The sequence below is a fragment of the Collinsella stercoris DSM 13279 genome (genome assembly GCF_020735465.1).
GTDB lineage: Bacteria > Actinomycetota > Coriobacteriia > Coriobacteriales > Coriobacteriaceae > Collinsella > Collinsella stercoris.
Map to the genome: position 1 here is coordinate 2,138,812 of NZ_CP085935.1, position 22,773 is coordinate 2,161,584.

Consider the following 22,773-nt stretch of genomic DNA (forward strand, 5'->3'; position numbering starts at 1 on the left):
CATGGCCATGAAGCTGCGCGTCGTCTCGCCCGAGGAATGTGTCTTCGAAGGCATGGTCGCCTATGTGGCTGTGCCCTCCACGGCTGGCGAGTTCGGCATCCTGCCGCATCACGCCAGTGAGATCTGCACGATCGAGAGCGGTCGCATCCGCGTCTCCGAGCAGCAGATGGGCGTGACCGACCGTGTCTTCGCCGTCGAGGACGGATACGTTCAGGTTGCGAATGACGAGGTCATTGTTTTGGCCACGCGCGCCATCGATACGTCCAAAGTCGATGTGGAGGAAGTTGCGGCTCGCTTGTCCGACCTTGAGTCCCAGATGGGGAAAATGTCGGAAAATGACGGTCGCCGCGCCTACCTCTATAATGAAATCGCATGGTGCAAGCTGCTGCTTGCGCAGTAGGCGATTGCGGGTTCCCGCAAAAGCCCCAAGCGAATGACATCATGCCCGGGTCGCCCCGGGCATGATTTTTTGAAAGGGACACGTTTGGACATCATCCGCGTTGAGGGTGGCCACGCAATCGAGGGCCGCGTTTGTGTTTCGGGTGCGAAGAACTCCGCGCTCAAGCTCATGGCGGCCACGCTTTTGGCTCCCGGTAAAACGACTCTCGAGAACGTCCCGAACATCTCGGACGTGCACGTTATGGGCAAGGTGCTCAAGCGCATGGGCGCCGTTATCGAGGTGGTTGACGAGCATACGCTGATCATCGACACCTCTGCCGTCGATTCGTGGGAGGCCCCGTACGAGCTCGTGGCCAAGATGCGCGCCTCGACTGCCGTCATGGGTCCCTTGCTCGGCCGCTTTGGCTGTGCCAAGATTGCCATGCCCGGTGGTTGCAACTTGGGCGCTCGCAAGATCGATATGCACATCCTCGGCCTCGAGGCCCTGGGCGTCGAGTTCGATACCGACCATGGGTATATTCACGCCACGGCTCCGCAGGGGCTGGAGGGGACCTCGGTCACGCTGGAGTTCGCGAGCGTCGGCGCCACGGAGAACCTGATCATGGCGTCGGTCAAGGCCCGCGGCACCACCGTTATCGACAACGCCGCCCGCGAGCCCGAGATCGTGGACCTCGCCAATATGCTCAACGAGATGGGCGCGCGCATTACCGGCGCGGGCACGCCGGTCGTCACCATCGAGGGCGTCGACGAGCTTCACCCCGTGACGCATCGCGTGGTCGGCGACCGCATCGAAGCGGGCACCTTCATCGTGGCGGCGGCGCTCATGGCGGGCCCCGCCGGCGTGGAGGTCGTCGGGTTCAACCCGCATCATCTGGGCATGGTCATCAAGAAGTTCGAGACCATGGGAATCCAGATCGAGCGCATCGACAACGGCGTTCGCGTGTTCCGCTGCGAGCAGTTCGCCCCGGTCGACATTCAGACCCTGCCGTTCCCTGGGTTCCCCACCGACATGCAGGCGCAGGTCATGGTGCTCTCCGCCTTGGCGCAGGGCAACTCCATCATCACCGAGAACATCTTCGAGAATCGCTTCATGTTCGCCTCCGAGCTCGTTCGCATGGGTGCCGAGATCCGCGTCGAGGGGCACCACGCCATGATTCACGGTGTGGATGGCTTCTCGGGTGCGCAGGTGACCTCTCCGGACCTGCGTGGTGGCGCCGCCTTGGTCATTGCCGGGCTGATCGCCGACGGGTACACAGAGGTCTCGGCGATTCACCACATCTATAGGGGCTACGAGCGATTCGTCGAGAAGCTGAGCAATCTCGGCGCTTCGATCGAGTGCGTCGCCCTGCCCGATCCAATTGACGATTAGCGAGTAAATGTAGGTAGTTATGGGCCATCGTAAAAAGCCAATTCAGGAGGGGCACCGTCCCTCGACCGGAGCGAGCAGCCGGATTTACAGTCGTGAGAACGTGGGGCGCTATTCGGAGCGCGCCCGCCAGCGTCGTCGGGGCCGCATGATCAAGCGGGGCGTCCTCGGTGGCCTGTTGGCCGTCCTGCTCGTCGGTGTTGTCGGTGTGGGCGCATGGTTCACGCGCGTGGTGGACAACCTTGGAGGCAACGGCCTCATCGATGGCGGGATCCGGGCTATCTTGAGCGACTCGGACGTCGCCCGCGAGCCGTTCTACGTGTTGCTCTTGGGCACCGACGGCCGCCCGGGCGAGGAGGTCTATCGTTCGGACTCCATCATCCTGGCGCGCATCGACCCCACGGAAAAGAAGGCGTCGCTCATCTCCATCCCGCGTGACACCATGGTCGTGTATAACGGGGAGACCATGAAGATCAACGCCACGCATGCTGCGGGTGGCCCCGAGGGCGTTGTCCAGGCGGTGAACGATCTGTGCTTTAACGGCGAGCAGAAGATCTCCCACTACGCCGAGATCAACTTTGAGGGCATGGAGGATCTCATCGATGCGGTCGGCGGCATCGATCTTGAGGCGACCGAGGAGGTCGACGACCCCGAGCATCTCGACATCAAGATCGAGAAGGGCTTCCAGCATATGGACGGCGCCACCGCGCTCACCTACGCCCGCTGCCGCTACACGTATGTCGATGGCGACTTCACGCGCATGCGTCATCAGCGCCAGGTCTTGAGCGCCCTCGCGAAAAAAATCCTGAACGACCTCGATCCGGCCACGATCATGGGCACGGTCGAGGAGCTCTCCAAGGTCGTCATCACCACGTTGGGCGTTCAGGACATCGTGTCGGTGGCAAACGCGATGCGCGGCATGGACGTCGAAAACGACATGTATGTGGCAAACGTTCCCTCCTACGCCGACGAGACGACCTGTGTGAACGGCGTGAGCTACGTGTTCGTGTATGAGGACAAGTTGGCCGAGATGATGCAGCGTCTCGATGCGGGCGAGAATCCCGAGGGCCCGCAGACGATGGGTGAGGACACCTCGGGCGCCTCGACGGCGGGCGACATCATGACCGATTCCTCGTCGGAGACCGATGGCGAAGGCGTCGAGTAGCGCTTTGCGCCAACCGGGGCTCTGAGCCCCCAGTCGGCCCCTTTGACTCAAAAGCACCCCTGGCATACGCTTGGGGTGCTTTTTCGTTATCGCCCCATGGCGAGACCCAAAGACATGGAGGACGCGAACATGACCGATGTTCTGGAGAGATTTTTACGGTACGTGCAGGTGGACACGCAGTCGGCGGATGAGCACTGCGATCAGGTGCCGTCGACCGATATTCAGTTTGACCTCGCGCGCTTGCTGGCGGACGAGTTGGGGGAGATGGGCGCCCGCGATGTGACGGTGACCGAGCACGCCTATGTCACGGCGCTGATCCCGCCGTCGCCCGGATCTGAGGACCGCCCCAAGCTCGGCTTGATCGCGCATCTCGACACCACCGAACAGGCCCCTGGTTTTGGGGTCAAGCCGCATGTCCTCACCTACGATGGAGGGGATCTGGTGTGCGGCACGGTCGACGGCAAGCCCGTCTCGATCAGCCCTGAGCTTCTCCCCGCCCTCAACGACCTGGTGGGCGAGGAGCTCGTGTGCACCGACGGCACCACCTTGCTCGGTGCCGATGACAAGGCGGGCGTCGCTGAGATCATGGCGCTCGCCGCGCTGCTGTGCGAGCATCCCGAGTTGCCTCACCCGGCGATCGGCATTTGCTTTTGCCCCGACGAGGAGATCGGTCACGGGGCGGAGCTGCTCGACGTCGAGGGCTTTGGCTGCACGTACGCCTACACGGTTGACGGCGGTCCGATCGGCGAGCTCGAGTGGGAGTGCTTCAACGCCGCCGAGGCGGTCGTGAGCTTCCAGGGATTCTCAATCCATCCCGGTGACTCAAAGGGACGCATGGTCAATGCGGGAGAGCTCTTCCATCGCTTCCATGGGCTGCTCCCGGCCGCCCAACGGCCCGAATATACAGAAGGCTATGAGGGCTTCTATTATCTAGAGGGCGTGAGCGCCACGGTCGAGCACGCCACGGCACGCTATATCATTCGCGATCATGACGCCGGAAAGTTCCAGGCAAAGATCGACCACCTGCTCTCCGCCGCCGCCTTTGTCAATGAGGAGCAGGGCCGCGAGCGCGTGACGGTCGAGATCAAGCAGCAGTACCGCAACATGGCGGAAGTCGTCGCTGAGTACCCCGAGCTCATCGAGGAGGCCAAGCACGCGTTTGAGGAGGAGGGCATCGCCCCGAACGTGATTCCCATCCGCGGCGGAACGGACGGCGCGCAGCTGTCGTTCCGCGGCCTGCCCTGCCCCAACCTTTCGACGGGCGCGTTTTGCTGCCATGGCGTGAACGAATTCATCCCGGTGCGGTCGCTCGAGACGATGGTTCGAGTCCTCGAGCGCCTTGTGGCCCGCTTCGCGTAGCGTGGAGACCGGGGGTGTTCGGCGTTTGACTCCCGCGTCGGCCTCTCGTAGGGTACTATGCTACAAAACGGTTAGAGAAGGGAAACATCTGCCATGGAGCATGGGGAGACGGCTGTCGAGCATCATCTGACGATGGCGAACGAGGACTATCTCGAGTGCATCGTGCGCATTGAGTGTGAGGACGGCAATGACAACGAGGCCGGCATTAGGTCCGTTGACATCGCGCAGCGCCTAGACGTGTCCAAGGCATCGGTGAACAAGGCGATCACCGCCCTTAAAACACAGGGCATGGTCGAGCAGTCGCATTACGGCAAGGTCCGCCTGACTTCCCTGGGAAGGGAGATCGGGTCTGCCGTGTGGCGCCGGCATCGCATGCTTCGGGCCTTTCTTGTTGATGAGCTCGGCGTGGATTTCGATCGAGCCGACTCGGAGGCTTGCGTTATGGAACATGCCCTGTCGGAAGACACGATGAACCGCTGGCTGTCCCATCTTGAGGAGTCGGGAATCTCCATCGACGATTAGCGTCACGTCGCTGCGCGCCGGCCTGATCGGTTGATTCCGCGCAAATGGGTCACGTCCCGCCCCCATGGAGCAGATCGCTTCGTGAGGGCGGGATTTTCTTTCTTACAGTTTGCTTGGATTCGTCCCCATCCGGTTGGCTCGCATGACTTGGGGTATATCGAACAAGGCATGGGCAATGCGATTGAGTCACTGTGAGGAGTGCATGCGCGCATGAGCGCGATACTACGATTCGGAACAGATGGTTGGCGTGCTCGCCTTGATGGCGACTTTACCAACGAGAACGTCATACGAGTGGCGGACGCCGCGGGGGCCCTGTGGGCACAGCAAGCGACCGGTTCGCTGGTTTACGTCGGCTTTGACACGCGTCCCGGCGCCAAGGACTTTGCGCGCTTGGCTGCCAAGGTGCTTGCGGCGCACGGTCTTGTGGTCAAGGTGTCAGATCGCTATGTTCCCACGCCCGCCCTTGCGTGGACGGTTGCCCAAGACGCGCGCGCCGTGGGCGGCCTTATGGTGACCGGCTCCCACAATCCCAATGACTATCAAGGCATTAAGTTGCGGATGGCCGATGGCGGTGTGGGCTCCGAAGAGTTTTACGAGGAACTGCAGCGCACGATCGACCCGGACCCTACAAGCGACCGAGGCCCCATACAAGAGACGGATTTCCTCACGCCGTATTTTGACCACCTCTATACCATGGTCGATGCGGAACGCATCAACGCGGCGCATCTCAAATTGGTCTATGACCCGCTGTACGGCTCGGCGAGTGGGTATTTTGCAGACCTCTTGCGGGCGATGGGCATCGATGTGACCGAAATCCATGGAACGGTAGACGAAGAAACGGATGCGACGCACCCGGAGCCCATCGAGCCGTGGGTAGACGACTGCGAACGCGCCGTTGTGGAGTGCGGGGCATGCGCCGGCTTGGTCAACGACGGCGACGGGGATCGAGTCGGCGCCGTCGACGAGCACGGGCGGTTCGTCAATTCGCAAAAGGTCATCGCGATCATCCTGGGACATCTGTGCAAGAACCGCGGATGGTCGGGTCGCGTTGTCCTCAACCTGTCCTCGTCGATCTTGACGCGCCGCGTCGCAAAAGAGCTCGGGTGCAGGCTTTCAATCAAGCCGGTCGGTTTCAAACATATATATAGCGAGATGAAAAAGCACGACGTCTTGCTCGGCGGGGGAGAGGCCGGCGGTATAGGTATTGCCTGCCATATGCCGGAGCGCGACGGCATCCTTACCAACTTGCTGCTGTGTGAGGCGATGGCAGAGACGGGCAAGACGCCGGGCGAGTTGGTCGAGGAACTTGAGGATCGCTGCGGGCGCTATCACTATGCAAGGCGAGACTTGCGGGTCGACCCCGAGGTCATCGAGATGTTCCGCACGATCCTACCGGGTCTGAACCCGCCCGTCGTTGCAGGAAGGGTGCCCGTGGCCGTGAGCCATATGGACGGCTTGAGGTTGGAATTTGCCGATGAATCGTGGCTGCTCCTGCGCCCCTCGGGCACGGAGCCGGTTGTCCGCGTGTATGCAGAGGCATCTACGATCGAGTTGCGAGATGAATTGCTCGAGGCCGGAACTGATTTGGCTCACGGTGAGTTCTCTTGAGGTAAAGGCAGCGAGTAAGGGCAGCGAGTCAGAGTTCTCACAGGTAACCGACCATATTCGTGCTAGCGTGCGATCCTATCTATATGGATAGGAAGCTTCCATCTGGAAACGATTTGTGTACAACATGTGGAGACGTAAATAGTCGCCCCCGCGCCCTCCCGACTCTGGCAATATATCTCCTTGCCGCGCGGGTGGCCGAGCGAAGACGAGGCCGACGGACCCGCGGCGGGTACCTTGAGAACCGGATACCGCGAAGAGACGGAAATGAAGTGGAGACACCATTTTAACAGGTGTCACAGTGATGTACTTTTCAAGATGTGTAAGGTCCGAGCCCTGAGGGCTCGGCACCCGTTTCAACTTCCTTGAACCAGTTTACACGCTGAGCATCGAATGGAATCCGAACCAGCATGCATGCTGGTCGGGACGGGCTCACCCCGCCGAACCATGATCGCGACCGGACCGCGCGTCCGGCCATCATATTTGGACGGAGAGTTCGATCCTGGCTCAGGATGAACGCTGGCGGCGCGCCTAACACATGCAAGTCGAACGGCACCCGCCCTCGGGCGGAAGCGAGTGGCGAACGGCTGAGTAACACGTGGAGAACCCGCCCCCTCCTCCGGGATAGCCTCGGGAAACCGTGGGTAATACCGGATGACCCCGGCAGGCCGCATGGCCGGCCGGGCAAAGCCCAGACGGGAGGGGATGGCTCCGCGGCCCATCAGGTAGACGGCGGGGTGACGGCCCACCGTGCCGACGACGGGTAGCCGGGTTGAGAGACCGACCGGCCAGATTGGGACTGAGACACGGCCCAGACTCCTACGGGAGGCAGCAGTGGGGAATCTTGCGCAATGGGGGGAACCCTGACGCAGCGACGCCGCGTGCGGGACGAAGGCCCTCGGGTCGTAAACCGCTTTCAGCAGGGATGAGACAAGACGGTACCTGCAGAAGAAGCCCCGGCTAACTACGTGCCAGCAGCCGCGGTAATACGTAGGGGGCGAGCGTTATCCGGATTCATTGGGCGTAAAGCGCGCGTAGGCGGCCCGGCAGGCAGGGGGTCAAATGGCGGGGCTCAACCCCGTCCCGCCCCCTGAACCGCCGGGCTCGGGTCCGGTAGGGGAGGGTGGAACACCCGGTGTAGCGGTGGAATGCGCAGATATCGGGTGGAACACCGGTGGCGAAGGCGGCCCTCTGGGCCGAGACCGACGCTGAGGCGCGAAAGCTGGGGGAGCGAACAGGATTAGATACCCTGGTAGTCCCAGCCGTAAACGATGGACGCTAGGTGTGGGAGGGGAACCCTTCCGTGCCGCAGCCAACGCATTAAGCGTCCCGCCTGGGGAGTACGGCCGCAAGGCTAAAACTCAAAGGAATTGACGGGGGCCCGCACAAGCAGCGGAGCATGTGGCTTAATTCGAAGCAACGCGAAGAACCTTACCAGGGCTTGACATGCGCGTGAAGCCGGGGAGACCCGGTGGCCGAGAGGAGCGCGCACAGGTGGTGCATGGCTGTCGTCAGCTCGTGTCGTGAGATGTTTGGTTAAGTCCAGCAACGAGCGCAACCCCCGCCGCATGTTGCCAGCACCTCGGGTGGGCACCCATGCGGGACCGCCGGAGTCAATCCGGAGGAGGGCGGGGACGACGTCAAGTCATCATGCCCCTTATGCCCTGGGCTGCACACGTGCTACAATGGCCGGTACAGCGGGATGCGATGGCGCGAGCCGGAGCGGATCCCTGAAAGCCGGCCCCAGTTCGGATTGGGGGCTGCAACCCGCCCCCATGAAGTCGGAGTTGCTAGTAATCGCGGATCAGCATGCCGCGGTGAATGCGTTCCCGGGCCTTGTACACACCGCCCGTCACACCACCCGAGTCGTCTGCACCCGAAGTCGCCGGCCCAACCGAGAGGGGGGAGGCGCCTAAGGTGTGGAGGGTGAGGGGGGTGAAGTCGTAACAAGGTAGCCGTACGGGAACGTGCGGCTGGATCACCTCCTTTCTAGGGAGCGAGAGCGCTTTCTGAAAGCACTAGAGAACCATATCTCACAATTGTTGCGGCGCAGGTGTGCCCGCGTCCCCGCTTCCGTGCCGTCCCTTCGCGTGTCCGGTCCCCGGGGTCACCCCGCGTACCTTGAGAGCCGCATAGCGACAAGACGGATCTAGAGAGAGATCTGATCGATTCTTCTATATCGAGATATGAGATATATCTTCCAATCTGCATATATAGTAAGTTGCATGACGATCGCCGGTGGCGCTGAGCCACCTGGCGTATGCGACACCCAGACATTCAAGTGTCTAGATACGGCGTCCCGCACGGAAGGTGCGGGAAGATATCTAGGGCGCACGGCGGATGCCTTGGCACATGGAGCCGAAGAAGGACGCGGCAAGCTGCGATAATCCGCGGTTAGGGGCACACACCCTTCGACCCGCGGGTCTCCGAATGGGCGAACCCGCCAGGAGAAGTCCTGGCACCCTCCGGATGAACTCATAGTCCGGAGGGGGACAACCCGGGGAACTGAAACATCTAAGTACCCGGAGGAGAAGAAATCAACATCGAGATTCCCCGAGTAGCGGCGAGCGAAAGGGGACCTAGGCCAAACCGTGGAGCGGGCCGGCGCCAGCCTTTGCCGCCCACGGGGTTGAAGGGCCGACCGTCCGGGGGCTGGCGCCCCCGGCGGGCATCCATCCAGGGGAGCCGAACGGCATGGGAAGGCCGGCGGCACAGGGTTAGGGCCCCGTAGGCGCACCCTGGGATGGAGCCCGGAGTCGGTCCCTGAGTAGGGCCGGGCACGTGAAACCCGGTCCGAACCCGGGGGGACCACCCTCCAAGCCTGAATACTCCCATGTGACCGATAGCGCACCAGTACCGTGAGGGAAAGGTGAAAAGCACCCCGGGAGGGGAGTGAAACAGTACCTGAAACCGTGCGCCCGCAAGGCGTCGGAGCACCCATGCGGTGTGACGGCGTGCCTTTTGTAGAATGAGCCAGCGAGTTGCTGGCACGCGGCGAGGTTAAGCTGGGAAGCGAGCCGGAGCGAAAGCGAGTCCGAAACGGGCGTTCCCAGTCGCGTGCCGCAGACGCGAAGCCGGGTGAGCTATCCCTGGGCAGGCTGAAGCGGGGGTAAGACCCCGTGGAGGGCCGAACGGACGTACGTTGAAAAGTGCGCCGATGACCTGGGGATAGGGGTGAAAGGCCTATCAAACCCGGAGATATCTCGTTCTCCCCGAAATAGCTTTAGGGCTAGCGTCGCGCGTTAACCGCCGGAGGTAGAGCACCGGATCGATGAGGGGGCTTCGCCGCCTACCGATTCGAACCGAACTCCGAATGCCGGTCGGTCCAGAGCGCGGCAGTCAGAGCATGTGGGCTAAGCTGTGTGCTCGAGAGGGAAACAGCCCAGACCGCCCGCTAAGGCCCCCAATTCTCAGTTAAGTGGCAAAGGATGTGCGTCCGCGCAGACAACCAGGAGGTTGGCTTAGAAGCAGCCACCCCTTCAAAGAGTGCGTAACAGCTCACTGGTCGAGTGGACATGCGCCGACAATACACGGGGCTAAACTGAGAGCCGAAGCGGCGGCAATGATCCATCATTGGGTAGGGGAGCGTCCCCAGCGGGGCGAAGCCGGAGGGTCACCGACGGTGGACTGCTGGGGAGTGAGAATGCTGGCATGAGTAGCGAGAGACGAGAGAGTAACTCGTCCGCCGTAAACCCGAGGTTTCCTGGGCGAGGCTAATCCTCCCAGGGTCAGTCGGGGGCTAAGCCGAGGGCGGATGCCGTAGGCGAAGCGCAGCAGGTGGACATTCCTGCACCGGAGATGCACCGTCACGACCGACGGGGCGACGGATTGGGGTGGCTCGGCGGGGTTCTGGACGTCCCCGTGATGGAGCGCGGCCCGGGTACCAGGCAAATCCGGTACCCACTGAGGGCGAGGCTCCGGACGAAGCGAGAGAGCGAAGCGAGTGAGCCCGTGGTCCCCAGAAAAACCCCTAGGCAGGGGCATCTCCGCCCGTACCGCAAACCGACACAGGTGGGTGGGTAGAACATACCGAGGCGATCGGGTCAACCATGGTCAAGGAACTCGGCAAAATGGCCCCGTAACTTCGGGAGAAGGGGCGCCGGCGCGTACGTGGAGGGACTCGCTCCCCGAGCGGAGGCCGGCCGCAGTGAAGAGGCCCAATCGACTGTTTACCAAAAACACAGGACTCTGCAGAAGGCGAGAGCCGACGTATAGGGTCTGACGCCTGCCCGGTGCCGGAAGGTCACGCGGAGGGGTTAGCCAAAAGCGAAGCCCCGAAGCCAAGCCCCGGTAAACGGCGGCCGTAACTATAACGGTCCTAAGGTAGCGAAATTCCTTGTCGGGTAAGTTCCGACCTGCACGAAAGGCGCAACGAATTGGGCGCTGTCTCGACCATGGACCCGGTGAAATTCCACTAGTCGTGAAGATGCGACTTACCCGCGGAAGGACGGAAAGACCCCGTGAACCTTCACTGCAGCTTGGCATTGGCCGCTGGCCCGTCGCGTAGAGGATAGGCGGGAGGCTTCGAAGCCCGGGCGCCAGCCCGGGTGGAGCCGACCTTGGAATACCGCCCTCGGCGCGCCGGCGTCCTAACCCCGGGCCGTGATCCGGCCGGGGGACCGTGCCAGGTGGGTAGTTTGACTGGGGCGGTCGCCTCCTAAAGGGTAACGGAGGCGCGCGAAGGTCCGCTCGGGACGGTCGGCAACCGTCCTCAAAGAGTGCAAGAGCGTAAGCGGGCTTGACTGCGAGGCAGACACGCCGAGCAGGTGCGAAAGCAGGCTCTAGTGATCCGGCGGCCCCGCGTGGGTGGGCCGTCGCTCAACGGATAAAAGGTACTCCGGGGATAACAGGCTGATCTTGCCCAAGAGTCCACATCGACGGCAAGGTTTGGCACCTCGATGTCGGCTCATCGCATCCTGGGGCTGGAGCAGGTCCCAAGGGTACGGCTGTTCGCCGTTTAAAGCGGTACGCGAGCTGGGTTCAGAACGTCGTGAGACAGTTCGGTCCCTATCCTCCGCGGGCGCAGGAGAATCGAGGGAGGCTGCCCCTAGTACGAGAGGACCGGGGTGGACGCACCTCCCGTGAACCAGTTGTCGACCAACGGCACGGCTGGGTAGCGGCGTGCGGCGCGGATAACCGCTGAAGGCATCTAAGCGGGAAGCCGTTCCCGAGATCAGTTCTCCTTTTCGGTAAGGGCCCAGGTAGACTACCTGGTCGATAGGCCGCAGGTGCAAGGGGCGCGAGCCCCTCAGCCGAGCGGTACTAATAGCCCGAGCTCTTACCCGCATCCGACCGGCGGGACGCCATACATGCAAGTATCTAAGGTGTCGCGTCGTCAAGGTCAGGTCGATCGAAGTTCCGTCTCTCGAAGTCGCTGTGCGGCCCTCAGGGCACGCGCGTGTCACCCGGGTGGGAGGCCCGAGAGCCGCCCACCGGTCAGCGGCCATTGCGTGCGGGGCACGCCCGGTCCCATTCCGAACCCGGAAGCTAAGCCGCACCGCGCCGATGGTACTGCGGGGGAAGCCCGTGGGAGAGCAGGGCGCCGCTGACCGGTGGACGGCTCTCGCCCTTTTTAGACAGGCGAGACGGGGAGGGGGAGCTGCGAGCTCCCCCTCCCTTTTTTTCGTCGCGCGCGCCGCGCGGCGCGCGGCCCGTCGCGGCCCGGGCCGTCCGCAGGTGCGGCCCCCGCCTCCGGGGCGCGGCTCGCCGCCCGCCGGAGGGCCCCGGGCGCCGGCGGCGCGTGTGGAGGGACGCGGCGCGCGGGCGCGCCTCCCCCGTCTGCGGGTACAATGGATGCGTTGTGTCCCGTGCATCGCTTGTGATCGCGCGGCAGCGCTCTTCTAGCTTGCTTTACTACCTCATCGTGCGTACGTCCTTGTGACGGAGACTCGCGTCAGCTTTTCCGATGGGCTCAGATTCTTACAAGCTTCAAAATGGCCTGTGGATGCTTTTACTCCAGCTAACTATTCCCATCCCGGGCCGTCTGCGCAGCGCGTGAAGGGTCATGTCTTACAAGGGCATGATGGCACCAATCCGGCAAGGCCTATTGCCATGCTCCATGGTGCGTGAATGCCCGTTCTGGATATTTTGAGTAGCCATCTTGGGATGACACATTCGCATGAATCCTGGTTACTAATTGATGGGCCAACATAGGTAAGGCCTCATCGCCAGTGCTTCGATATTGGACAGTAGCGGAATCGATGAACGTTGAGTGTTCCCGAAGATCTCATAGCGATCTTGCATTCAAATACATATGAACCTGTTTTCACGTTCTTTCGTGCCCTTTCCGTTCAATTGATTTTGTTTGAAAGTCGCTATTGAACGTTAGTCAACGGCGTCTATAGGCTTACTCGATCGAAGAAGAGTCCCTAATTGGATAAGGGGTGGGCAAGCAACTGACGGGCATGTCGCAGCGTGACTAAGAAAAAGTCCAATAAGTTTCTTAGTTCGAATGCAGTTGCCTGTCGATTGTCATCTCAAGTTTTGAAAATCTTCCTCTTTGTAAATTGGAATCTCACTATCGGTAAGCGGTTGATATATGTCGATAAACGAGAGATGAGCACAATATATAGTGGTATAAGCCTATGAATTAGAATCAAATATGTACAACATGTGGAGACGCAAATAGTCGCCCCCGCGCCCTCCCGACTCTGGCAATATATCTCCTTGCCGCGCGGGTGGCCGAGCGAAGACGAGGCCGACGGACCCGCGGCGGGTACCTTGAGAACCGGATACCGCGAAGAGACGGAAATGAAGTGGAGACACCATTTTAACAGGTGTCACAGTGATGTACTTTTCAAGATGTGTAAGGTCCGAGCCCTGAGGGCTCGGCACCCGTTTCAACTTCCTTGAACCAGTTTACACGCTGAGCATCGAATGGAATCCGAACCAGCATGCATGCTGGTCGGGACGGGCTCACCCCGCCGAACCATGATCGCGACCGGACCGCGCGTCCGGCCATCATATTTGGACGGAGAGTTCGATCCTGGCTCAGGATGAACGCTGGCGGCGCGCCTAACACATGCAAGTCGAACGGCACCCGCCCTCGGGCGGAAGCGAGTGGCGAACGGCTGAGTAACACGTGGAGAACCCGCCCCCTCCTCCGGGATAGCCTCGGGAAACCGTGGGTAATACCGGATGACCCCGGCAGGCCGCATGGCCGGCCGGGCAAAGCCCAGACGGGAGGGGATGGCTCCGCGGCCCATCAGGTAGACGGCGGGGTGACGGCCCACCGTGCCGACGACGGGTAGCCGGGTTGAGAGACCGACCGGCCAGATTGGGACTGAGACACGGCCCAGACTCCTACGGGAGGCAGCAGTGGGGAATCTTGCGCAATGGGGGGAACCCTGACGCAGCGACGCCGCGTGCGGGACGAAGGCCCTCGGGTCGTAAACCGCTTTCAGCAGGGATGAGACAAGACGGTACCTGCAGAAGAAGCCCCGGCTAACTACGTGCCAGCAGCCGCGGTAATACGTAGGGGGCGAGCGTTATCCGGATTCATTGGGCGTAAAGCGCGCGTAGGCGGCCCGGCAGGCAGGGGGTCAAATGGCGGGGCTCAACCCCGTCCCGCCCCCTGAACCGCCGGGCTCGGGTCCGGTAGGGGAGGGTGGAACACCCGGTGTAGCGGTGGAATGCGCAGATATCGGGTGGAACACCGGTGGCGAAGGCGGCCCTCTGGGCCGAGACCGACGCTGAGGCGCGAAAGCTGGGGGAGCGAACAGGATTAGATACCCTGGTAGTCCCAGCCGTAAACGATGGACGCTAGGTGTGGGAGGGGAACCCTTCCGTGCCGCAGCCAACGCATTAAGCGTCCCGCCTGGGGAGTACGGCCGCAAGGCTAAAACTCAAAGGAATTGACGGGGGCCCGCACAAGCAGCGGAGCATGTGGCTTAATTCGAAGCAACGCGAAGAACCTTACCAGGGCTTGACATGCGCGTGAAGCCGGGGAGACCCGGTGGCCGAGAGGAGCGCGCACAGGTGGTGCATGGCTGTCGTCAGCTCGTGTCGTGAGATGTTTGGTTAAGTCCAGCAACGAGCGCAACCCCCGCCGCATGTTGCCAGCACCTCGGGTGGGCACCCATGCGGGACCGCCGGAGTCAATCCGGAGGAGGGCGGGGACGACGTCAAGTCATCATGCCCCTTATGCCCTGGGCTGCACACGTGCTACAATGGCCGGTACAGCGGGATGCGATGGCGCGAGCCGGAGCGGATCCCTGAAAGCCGGCCCCAGTTCGGATTGGGGGCTGCAACCCGCCCCCATGAAGTCGGAGTTGCTAGTAATCGCGGATCAGCATGCCGCGGTGAATGCGTTCCCGGGCCTTGTACACACCGCCCGTCACACCACCCGAGTCGTCTGCACCCGAAGTCGCCGGCCCAACCGAGAGGGGGGAGGCGCCTAAGGTGTGGAGGGTGAGGGGGGTGAAGTCGTAACAAGGTAGCCGTACGGGAACGTGCGGCTGGATCACCTCCTTTCTAGGGAGCGAGAGCGCTTTCTGAAAGCACTAGAGAACCATATCTCACAACAGTTGCGGCGCAGGTGTGCCCGCGTCCCCGCTTCCGTCCCGCCCCTTCGCGTGTCCGGTCCCCGGGGTCACCCCGCGTACCTTGAGAGCCGCATAGCGACAAGACGGATCTAGAGAGAGATCTGATCGATTCTTCTATATTGAGATATGAGATATATCTTCCAATCTGCAAACATATAGTAAGTTGCATGACGATCGCCGGTGGCATCTGCCACCGAGCGTATGCGACACCCAGACATTCAAGTGTCTAGATACGGCGTCCCGCACGGTCGTGCGGGAAGATATCTAGGGCGCACGGCGGATGCCTTGGCACATGGAGCCGAAGAAGGACGCGGCAAGCTGCGATAATCCGCGGTTAGGGGCACACACCCTTCGACCCGCGGGTCTCCGAATGGGCGAACCCGCCAGGAGAAGTCCTGGCACCCTCCCGGTGAACACATAGCCGGGAGGGGGACAACCCGGGGAACTGAAACATCTAAGTACCCGGAGGAGAAGAAATCAACATCGAGATTCCCCGAGTAGCGGCGAGCGAAAGGGGACCTAGGCCAAACCGTGGAGCGGGCCGGCGCCAGCCTTTGCCGCCCACGGGGTTGAAGGGCCGACCGTCCGGGGGCTGGCGCCCCCGGCGGGCATCCATCCAGGGGAGCCGAACGGCATGGGAAGGCCGGCGGCACAGGGTTAGGGCCCCGTAGGCGCACCCTGGGATGGAGCCCGGAGTCGGTCCCTGAGTAGGGCCGGGCACGTGAAACCCGGTCCGAACCCGGGGGGACCACCCTCCAAGCCTGAATACTCCCATGTGACCGATAGCGCACCAGTACCGTGAGGGAAAGGTGAAAAGCACCCCGGGAGGGGAGTGAAACAGTACCTGAAACCGTGCGCCCGCAAGGCGTCGGAGCACCCATGCGGTGTGACGGCGTGCCTTTTGTAGAATGAGCCAGCGAGTTGCTGGCACGCGGCGAGGTTAAGCTGGGAAGCGAGCCGGAGCGAAAGCGAGTCCGAAACGGGCGTTCCCAGTCGCGTGCCGCAGACGCGAAGCCGGGTGAGCTATCCCTGGGCAGGCTGAAGCGGGGGTAAGACCCCGTGGAGGGCCGAACGGACGTACGTTGAAAAGTGCGCCGATGACCTGGGGATAGGGGTGAAAGGCCTATCAAACCCGGAGATATCTCGTTCTCCCCGAAATAGCTTTAGGGCTAGCGTCGCGCGTTAACCGCCGGAGGTAGAGCACCGGATCGATGAGGGGGCTTCGCCGCCTACCGATTCGAACCGAACTCCGAATGCCGGTCGGTCCAGAGCGCGGCAGTCAGAGCATGTGGGCTAAGCTGTGTGCTCGAGAGGGAAACAGCCCAGACCGCCCGCTAAGGCCCCCAATTCTCAGTTAAGTGGCAAAGGATGTGCGTCCGCGCAGACAACCAGGAGGTTGGCTTAGAAGCAGCCACCCCTTCAAAGAGTGCGTAACAGCTCACTGGTCGAGTGGACATGCGCCGACAATACACGGGGCTAAACTGAGAGCCGAAGCGGCGGCAATGATCCATCATTGGGTAGGGGAGCGTCCCCAGCGGGGCGAAGCCGGAGGGTCACCGACGGTGGACTGCTGGGGAGTGAGAATGCTGGCATGAGTAGCGAGAGACGAGAGAGTAACTCGTCCGCCGTAAACCCGAGGTTTCCTGGGCGAGGCTAATCCTCCCAGGGTCAGTCGGGGGCTAAGCCGAGGGCGGATGCCGTAGGCGAAGCGCAGCAGGTGGACATTCCTGCACCGGAGATGCACCGTCACGACCGACGGGGCGACGGATTGGGGTGGCTCGGCGGGGTTCTGGACGTCCCCGTGATGGAGCGCGGCCCGGGTACCAGGCAAATCCGGTACCCACTGAGGGCGAGGCTCCGGACGAAGCGAGAGAGCGAAGCGAGTGAGCCCGTGGTCCCCAGAAAAACCCCTAGGCAGGGGCATCTCCGCCCGTACCGCAAACCGACACAGGTGGGTGGGTAGAACATACCGAGGCGATCGGGTCAACCATGGTCAAGGAACTCGGCAAAATGGCCCCGTAACTTCGGGAGAAGGGGCGCCGGCGCGTACGTGGAGGGACTCGCTCCCCGAGCGGAGGCCGGCCGCAGTGAAGAGGCCCAATCGACTGTTTACCAAAAACACAGGACTCTGCAGAAGGCGAGAGCCGACGTATAGGGTCTGACGCCTGCCCGGTGCCGGAAGGTCACGCGGAGGGGTTAGCCAAAAGCGAAGCCCCGAAGCCAAGCCCCGGTAAACGGCGGCCGTAACTATAACGGTCCTAAGGTAGCGAAATTCCTTGTCGGGTAAGTTCCGACCTGCACGAAAGGCGCAACGAATTGGGCGCTGTCTCGACCATGGACCCGGTGAAATTCCACTAGTCGTGAAGATGCGACTTACCCGCGGAAGGACGGAAAGACCCCGTGAACCTTCACTGCAGCTTGGCATTGGCCGCTGGCCCGTCGCGTAGAGGATAGGCGGGAGGCTTCGAAGCCCGGGCGCCAGCCCGGGTGGAGCCGACCTTGGAATACCGCCCTCGGCGCGCCGGCGTCCTAACCCCGGGCCGTGATCCGGCCGGGGGACCGTGCCAGGTGGGTAGTTTGACTGGGGCGGTCGCCTCCTAAAGGGTAACGGAGGCGCGCGAAGGTCCGCTCGGGACGGTCGGCAACCGTCCTCAAAGAGTGCAAGAGCGTAAGCGGGCTTGACTGCGAGGCAGACACGCCGAGCAGGTGCGAAAGCAGGCTCTAGTGATCCGGCGGCCCCGCGTGGGTGGGCCGTCGCTCAACGGATAAAAGGTACTCCGGGGATAACAGGCTGATCTTGCCCAAGAGTCCACATCGACGGCAAGGTTTGGCACCTCGATGTCGGCTCATCGCATCCTGGGGCTGGAGCAGGTCCCAAGGGTACGGCTGTTCGCCGTTTAAAGCGGTACGCGAGCTGGGTTCAGAACGTCGTGAGACAGTTCGGTCCCTATCCTCCGCGGGCGCAGGAGAATCGAGGGAGGCTGCCCCTAGTACGAGAGGACCGGGGTGGACGCACCTCCCGTGAACCAGTTGTCGACCAACGGCACGGCTGGGTAGCGGCGTGCGGCGCGGATAACCGCTGAAGGCATCTAAGCGGGAAGCCGTTCCCGAGATCAGTTCTCCTTTTCGGTAAGGGCCTAGGTAGACTACCTGGTCGATAGGCCGCAGGTGCAAGGGGCGCGAGCCCCTCAGCCGAGCGGTACTAATAGCCCGAGCTCTTACCCGCATCCGACCGGCGGGACGCCATACATGCAAGTATCTAAGGTGTCGCGTCGTCTAGGTCAGGTCGACCTCGGTTCCGTCTCTCGAAGTCGCTGTGCGGCCCTCAGGGCACGCGCGTGTCACCCGGGTGGGAGGCCCGAGAGCCGCCCACCGGTCAGCGGCCATTGCGTGCGGGGCACGCCCGGTCCCATTCCGAACCCGGAAGCTAAGCCGCACCGCGCCGATGGTACTGCGGGGGAAGCCCGTGGGAGAGCAGGGCGCCGCTGACCGGTGGACGGCTCTCGCCCTTTTTAGACAGGCGAGACGGGGAGGGGGAGCCGCGAGCTCCCCCTCCCTTTTTTCGTCGCGCGCACCGCGCGGCGCGCGGCCCGTCGCGGCCCGGCCGTCCGCGGGGCGGCCCCCGCTCCCGGGGCGCGGCGCCCCGCCCGCCGGAGGGCCCCGGGCGCCGGCGGCGCGTGTGGAGGGCCGCTCCGCGCGGGCGCGCCTCCCCCGTCTGTGGGTACAATGGTTGCGTTGTGTCTGTCCGCACTGGGAGGTGACCGTGGCCGAAGCTGGCATTGGTGTCGATATCGTCGAGATCGCACGCATGGAGCGCATCATTCGCGATACACCGGGTTTTTTCCCTCGCATGTTCACAGAGGAAGAGCGCCATTATTGCGAGTCGTCTGCTCGCCCTGCGGCGCATTACGCGTGTCGGTTCGCCGCCCGTGAGGCGGTGCTCAAGTCGCTCGGCGTCGGATTTGGCCAGGAGGGCGTCGGCCGTCGAGATGTCGCGGTCTCGCGCGATTCCAACGGCAGGCCAATCGCCGTGCTGTCTGGCGGCGCGCTTGAGGTTGCCAAGCGACTCGGAGTTCAAGAGGTCGCTCTCTCGCTTTCCTTTACCGGTGATCTTGCGGTTGCGAACGCCATGGCGATTACCGCCGAGGCCCGACCAAAACCCAAGCCCGAACGTGTGTCTGAACGCGAGCGCATCGCCCAGTCATTTAAAGAGGCGCGCGCTGTATTGGACGAGCTGGAACGTGTCCAAGAGTCGGAGTTGCTTGAGATCGCGGGAGAGGCTCCTGTCGTCGAGAAGGATGATGTTGCATGAAGCCAGTGCTGAGTGTTGAAGAGACTCTTCGTCTTGAGGATCTTATCGAGAGAGAAGGTACCTCCAAGGCGGCCTTGATGGAGCATGCGGGAGAGGCAGCTGCCGCCCGGGTTGCCCAATACAAGCCTCAGCACGTTGCGGTGCTGGTTGGTTTTGGCAATAACGGCGGTGACGGTTGGGTCGCCGCGGATATCCTCAGCCATCAGGGGATCGCCGTGGACGTGGTCTCGCCCATCGAGCCCAACGAGATCAAGAGCCCCATCGCGCGCCATGTCGCGCGTCGTACGGCCGGTCGCGATGTGCGTGTGATCGTGGGTCCTTCCCGCGATGAGCTCGTCTCGATTTTGAGTGAGGCGGACGTGGTGTTGGATGCGATTTTGGGAACGGGCTTTACCGGTGCCGTGCGCCCTCCGTTCTCCATTTGGATTCCCGCGCTCAACGAACTTGGTTTGCCGGTCGTGTCCGTCGACGTTCCCTCAGGGCTGAACGCGGAGACTGGTGCCGTCGAGACGGTGTGCGTGGAGGCGACTGCGACGGTCACGCTTCTGGCGCCAAAAATCGGTCTGTACAGCGGGGAGGGTCCCGAATATGCCGGTGAGATCACCTGCGGCCAGCTGTACAGCCATTTGGATGAGGTGATCGGCGATGTCGAGCACGCCGCCGAGATCGTGGAGCCTGCCGATCTGGTCGACTACTTCCCCGACCTTCCCTCCAATGTGAACAAATATAGCCGCGGATCGGTTCTGGTTGTTGCCGGCTCGGCGACGTATCCCGGGGCGGCGATCATGGCCGCCAAGGCGGCCGCGCGCGCCGGCGCGGGCTATGTGACCGTTGCGACGCCCGACGCCTGCGCCAACCTTATTCGGATGGCGCTGCCGTGCGTTCCCGTTGTTGGCGTGCCGTCCGATTCGCGCGGCGCGTTCGGCGCCGCCGCTGCGTCGGCCGTGCGCGAGCTGGCGCATAAGTTCGATTGCGTGCTGTGTGGCCCGGGCATGACCGTTACGGCGGGCGGCATGCAGCTGGTGACCGAGCTTTTGCGCACCGATGTGCCTCTTGTTCTGGATGCCGACGCGCTCAACTGCATGAGCCGCCTGGCGATTGGCGGTATTGAGGAGACGCCCGAGGTGTACCGCCGCGAGGCTCCGCTCATCCTGACCCCGCACAACAAGGAGCTTTCTCGCTTGGTGGGGGACGAGCCCGTCGATGATCTGGGTTCGGCCATCGAAGCCGCCCAAAAGCTCGTGTGGGCTGCCGGGTCGGACAATCTGGTGGTCATAGCAAAGGGTCCGTCGACTGCCATCGTTGGCGTCGAGAAGGTCCTGTTGCCCATGAGCGGCCCTGCCTCGCTGGCCACCGCAGGGTCGGGAGACGTCTTGGCGGGGATCGTTGCGGCCAACATCGCCGTGAGCCACGGGGACATCGATTGCTGGGAGCTCCTGTGCTCCTATGCGGTCGCGGTGCACTCCTATGCCGGCCATGCCGCCGCCGCTCTGATGGGCGAGCGTAGCGTGATCGCGACCGATTTGATTGACGTGCTGGGTGAGGCGATGAATCTCACCGAGCGGGAGGCGCTGAGAGACGCTGGAATCGAGCTGGGGGACTAGCATGCAGACACTGAGCGAGCCGCCCACACGTTGGGCATGGGCCGAGATCAACACGGGCGCCCTGCGCCGCAACACGAGGGCGTTCAAGAGCCTCATCGGCGCGCGCCAGCGCCTGTGCTGTGTGGTCAAGGCGGACGCATATGGCCACGGCGCGGCATCGTGCGCAAAGGTCATGCACGCGGCGGGTGCCGACATGTTCGCGGTCGCCACCGTGCTCGAGGGCGTCGCGCTGCGCGAGGCGGGCCAAAAACTGCCGATCCTGCTGCTGAGCGAGCCTCCTGCAGGCGCGATCGACGCGCTGTTGGAATTCGATATCATGCCGTCCGTCTATTCGCCGGAATTCGCGTGGGCTTATGGGGAGCGCGCCGCAAGCCTGGGCAAGGTGGGCAAGTACCACATGGCCATCAACACCGGCATGAACCGCATCGGCGTGCACTACACCGAGGTCGTGGACTTTCGCAGGAGCGTCGACTTTCACGCGGGGTTGCAGTGCGACGGCACGTTCACGCATTTCGCCACGGCCGATGAGCCGGACGGATGGGACCATCAGCTGCAGTGCAAGCGTTTTTCCGAGGCGGTCGCCTGCCTGCGCGATGCGGGCTTCGACCCGGGAATCGTGCATTGCGACAACACACCGGGCTCCATCCTCAATCCAGCCATGCATTTTGACATGATCCGGGCGGGAATCGGCCTCTATGGCCTGCAGCCCTGCGAGCGAACCCGTGCCGTGCTGCCGCTCGAGCCCGTCATGAGCATCAAGGCGCGCGTGACGCACACGTGCCATCCGGCGATGGGCGAGGGCGTGGGATATGGGTTTACGTACCGGGTTCCGCGGACACGGGTGGAGATTTGCACGCTGCCCATCGGGTATGCCGACGGCTTGCCGCGCGTGCTCTCCAATCGCATGGAGGTCCTGTTCAACGGCCGCCGCATGCGGCAGGTGGGCAATATCTGCATGGATCAGTGCATGGTGGCGATCAGCGAGAACCCCATGCACCCGGTACCCGAGGCGGAGGTCGGCGATCTGATGACCATCGTCGGGCGCGACGGCGATGCCCAAATCACCCTAGATGAGCTCGCCTCTATGTGCCAGACGATCAACTATGAGCTCGCCTGCGGATTTGGCATGCGCTTGGAGAAGATATACGTATAGAGCCTCGCCGTGGCGGGGTGATGAAGGGGGGATCGACATGGGCGTCATGCATATTCCCGGACACGAGAATCAGAAGCCGCGCGAGGTCTCGCTTGAGGAGATCCGCTCCGTGTTGGGCGAATGCCGTTTGTGCGAGCTGTGCCAGACGCGCACCAACATCGTGTTCGGCGTGGGCAATCCGCATGCCCGCGTGATGTTCGTGGGCGAGGCGCCGGGCAAAAACGAGGATCTGCGCGGCGAGCCGTTCGTGGGGCGCGCGGGCGAGAACCTCAACGGCATCTTGTCCCTTGCCGGCCTCAAACGCGAGGACATCTACATCGCCAACGTGCTCAAATGCCGCCCTCCGGGAAATCGCAACCCAAAGGCCGACGAAGTGCTGGCATGCTCGCCTTTCTTGCGGGAGCAGATTCGCAGCATTTGGCCGGACATCATCGTGACGCTGGGCAACCCGGCGACGCATTTTGTGCTCAAGACGGAAGTGGGCATCACCAAGCTGCGCGGCAGGTTCCATGAGATGGGGCATTTTGTGGTCATGCCCACGTTCCATCCCGCTGCGGCTCTGCGCAACCCCGCGTGGCAGGAGCTGCTTGAGGCGGACTTCCGTATGCTGGGCGACTACTTGGAGCGTCATCCGGTCGATTCGGGCCTTGAGGCGGCGCGCGCGAAGGTCGAGCGCGCGGGGTGCGACCCGTCCGCATCGCATGAGGGCGCGCACTCCGATGCCCTACCGATGATGGGGGAGTAG

Annotated in this window: 10 protein-coding genes and 6 rRNA genes; all 16 read left to right on the top strand. The window is 62.8% G+C overall.

Annotation, left to right across the window (positions count from 1 at the left end; all coding sequences use genetic code 11):
- The first annotated feature begins 1 nt into the window (after nucleotide 1).
- A complete protein-coding gene (gene atpC / locus LK434_RS09075; protein ID WP_006721712.1) occupies nucleotides 2-400 on the top strand; it encodes an ATP synthase F1 subunit epsilon in 399 nt (132 codons plus the stop codon).
- An 84-nt stretch (nucleotides 401-484) separates the two neighbouring features.
- On the top strand, nucleotides 485-1,768 hold the full coding sequence (gene murA, locus LK434_RS09080) for a UDP-N-acetylglucosamine 1-carboxyvinyltransferase (RefSeq protein ID WP_006721711.1): 1,284 nt from the start codon (nucleotides 485-487) through the stop codon (nucleotides 1,766-1,768).
- A gap of 145 nt (nucleotides 1,769-1,913) precedes the next feature.
- Nucleotides 1,914-2,930 (top strand): LCP family protein, encoded by a 1,017-nt coding sequence (locus LK434_RS09085; protein WP_006721710.1) that lies wholly within the window; start codon nucleotides 1,914-1,916, stop codon nucleotides 2,928-2,930.
- A 129-nt stretch (nucleotides 2,931-3,059) separates the two neighbouring features.
- Nucleotides 3,060-4,289, top strand: coding sequence for a peptidase T (pepT, locus tag LK434_RS09090; protein ID WP_148334639.1), 1,230 nt, complete (start codon nucleotides 3,060-3,062; stop codon nucleotides 4,287-4,289).
- A gap of 93 nt (nucleotides 4,290-4,382) precedes the next feature.
- On the top strand, nucleotides 4,383-4,811 hold the full coding sequence (locus LK434_RS09095) for a metal-dependent transcriptional regulator (protein WP_006721708.1): 429 nt from the start codon (nucleotides 4,383-4,385) through the stop codon (nucleotides 4,809-4,811).
- 210 nt (nucleotides 4,812-5,021) lie between these two features.
- Nucleotides 5,022-6,419 (top strand): phosphohexomutase domain-containing protein, encoded by a 1,398-nt coding sequence (locus LK434_RS09100; protein ID WP_006721707.1) that lies wholly within the window; start codon nucleotides 5,022-5,024, stop codon nucleotides 6,417-6,419.
- A gap of 481 nt (nucleotides 6,420-6,900) precedes the next feature.
- A 16S ribosomal RNA gene (locus LK434_RS09105) occupies nucleotides 6,901-8,405 on the top strand.
- 324 nt (nucleotides 8,406-8,729) lie between these two features.
- A 23S ribosomal RNA gene (locus tag LK434_RS09110) occupies nucleotides 8,730-11,703 on the top strand.
- A gap of 148 nt (nucleotides 11,704-11,851) precedes the next feature.
- Nucleotides 11,852-11,967 (top strand): 5S ribosomal RNA (gene rrf / locus LK434_RS09115).
- 1,416 nt (nucleotides 11,968-13,383) lie between these two features.
- A 16S ribosomal RNA gene (locus tag LK434_RS09120) occupies nucleotides 13,384-14,888 on the top strand.
- A gap of 324 nt (nucleotides 14,889-15,212) precedes the next feature.
- Nucleotides 15,213-18,186 (top strand): 23S ribosomal RNA (locus tag LK434_RS09125).
- Nucleotides 18,187-18,334: 148 nt separating this feature from the next.
- Nucleotides 18,335-18,450, top strand: a 5S ribosomal RNA gene (gene rrf, locus LK434_RS09130).
- The 16S, 23S and 5S rRNA genes sit together here, the layout of an rRNA operon.
- A gap of 272 nt (nucleotides 18,451-18,722) precedes the next feature.
- Nucleotides 18,723-19,271 (top strand): holo-ACP synthase, encoded by a 549-nt coding sequence (acpS, locus tag LK434_RS09135; RefSeq protein WP_040361011.1) that lies wholly within the window; start codon nucleotides 18,723-18,725, stop codon nucleotides 19,269-19,271.
- Nucleotides 19,268-20,875, top strand: a complete 1,608-nt coding sequence (locus LK434_RS09140) for an NAD(P)H-hydrate dehydratase (RefSeq protein ID WP_006720518.1) — start codon at nucleotides 19,268-19,270, stop codon at nucleotides 20,873-20,875. Before acpS ends, LK434_RS09140 begins: the two co-directional genes overlap by 4 nt.
- Before the next feature lies 1 nt (nucleotide 20,876).
- Nucleotides 20,877-22,028 carry an alanine racemase gene (gene alr / locus LK434_RS09145; RefSeq protein ID WP_006720519.1) on the top strand — a complete coding sequence of 384 codons (1,152 nt, stop codon included), beginning with the start codon at nucleotides 20,877-20,879 and terminating at the stop codon, nucleotides 22,026-22,028.
- Nucleotides 22,029-22,065: 37 nt separating this feature from the next.
- Nucleotides 22,066-22,773 (top strand): uracil-DNA glycosylase, encoded by a 708-nt coding sequence (locus LK434_RS09150; RefSeq protein ID WP_006720520.1) that lies wholly within the window; start codon nucleotides 22,066-22,068, stop codon nucleotides 22,771-22,773.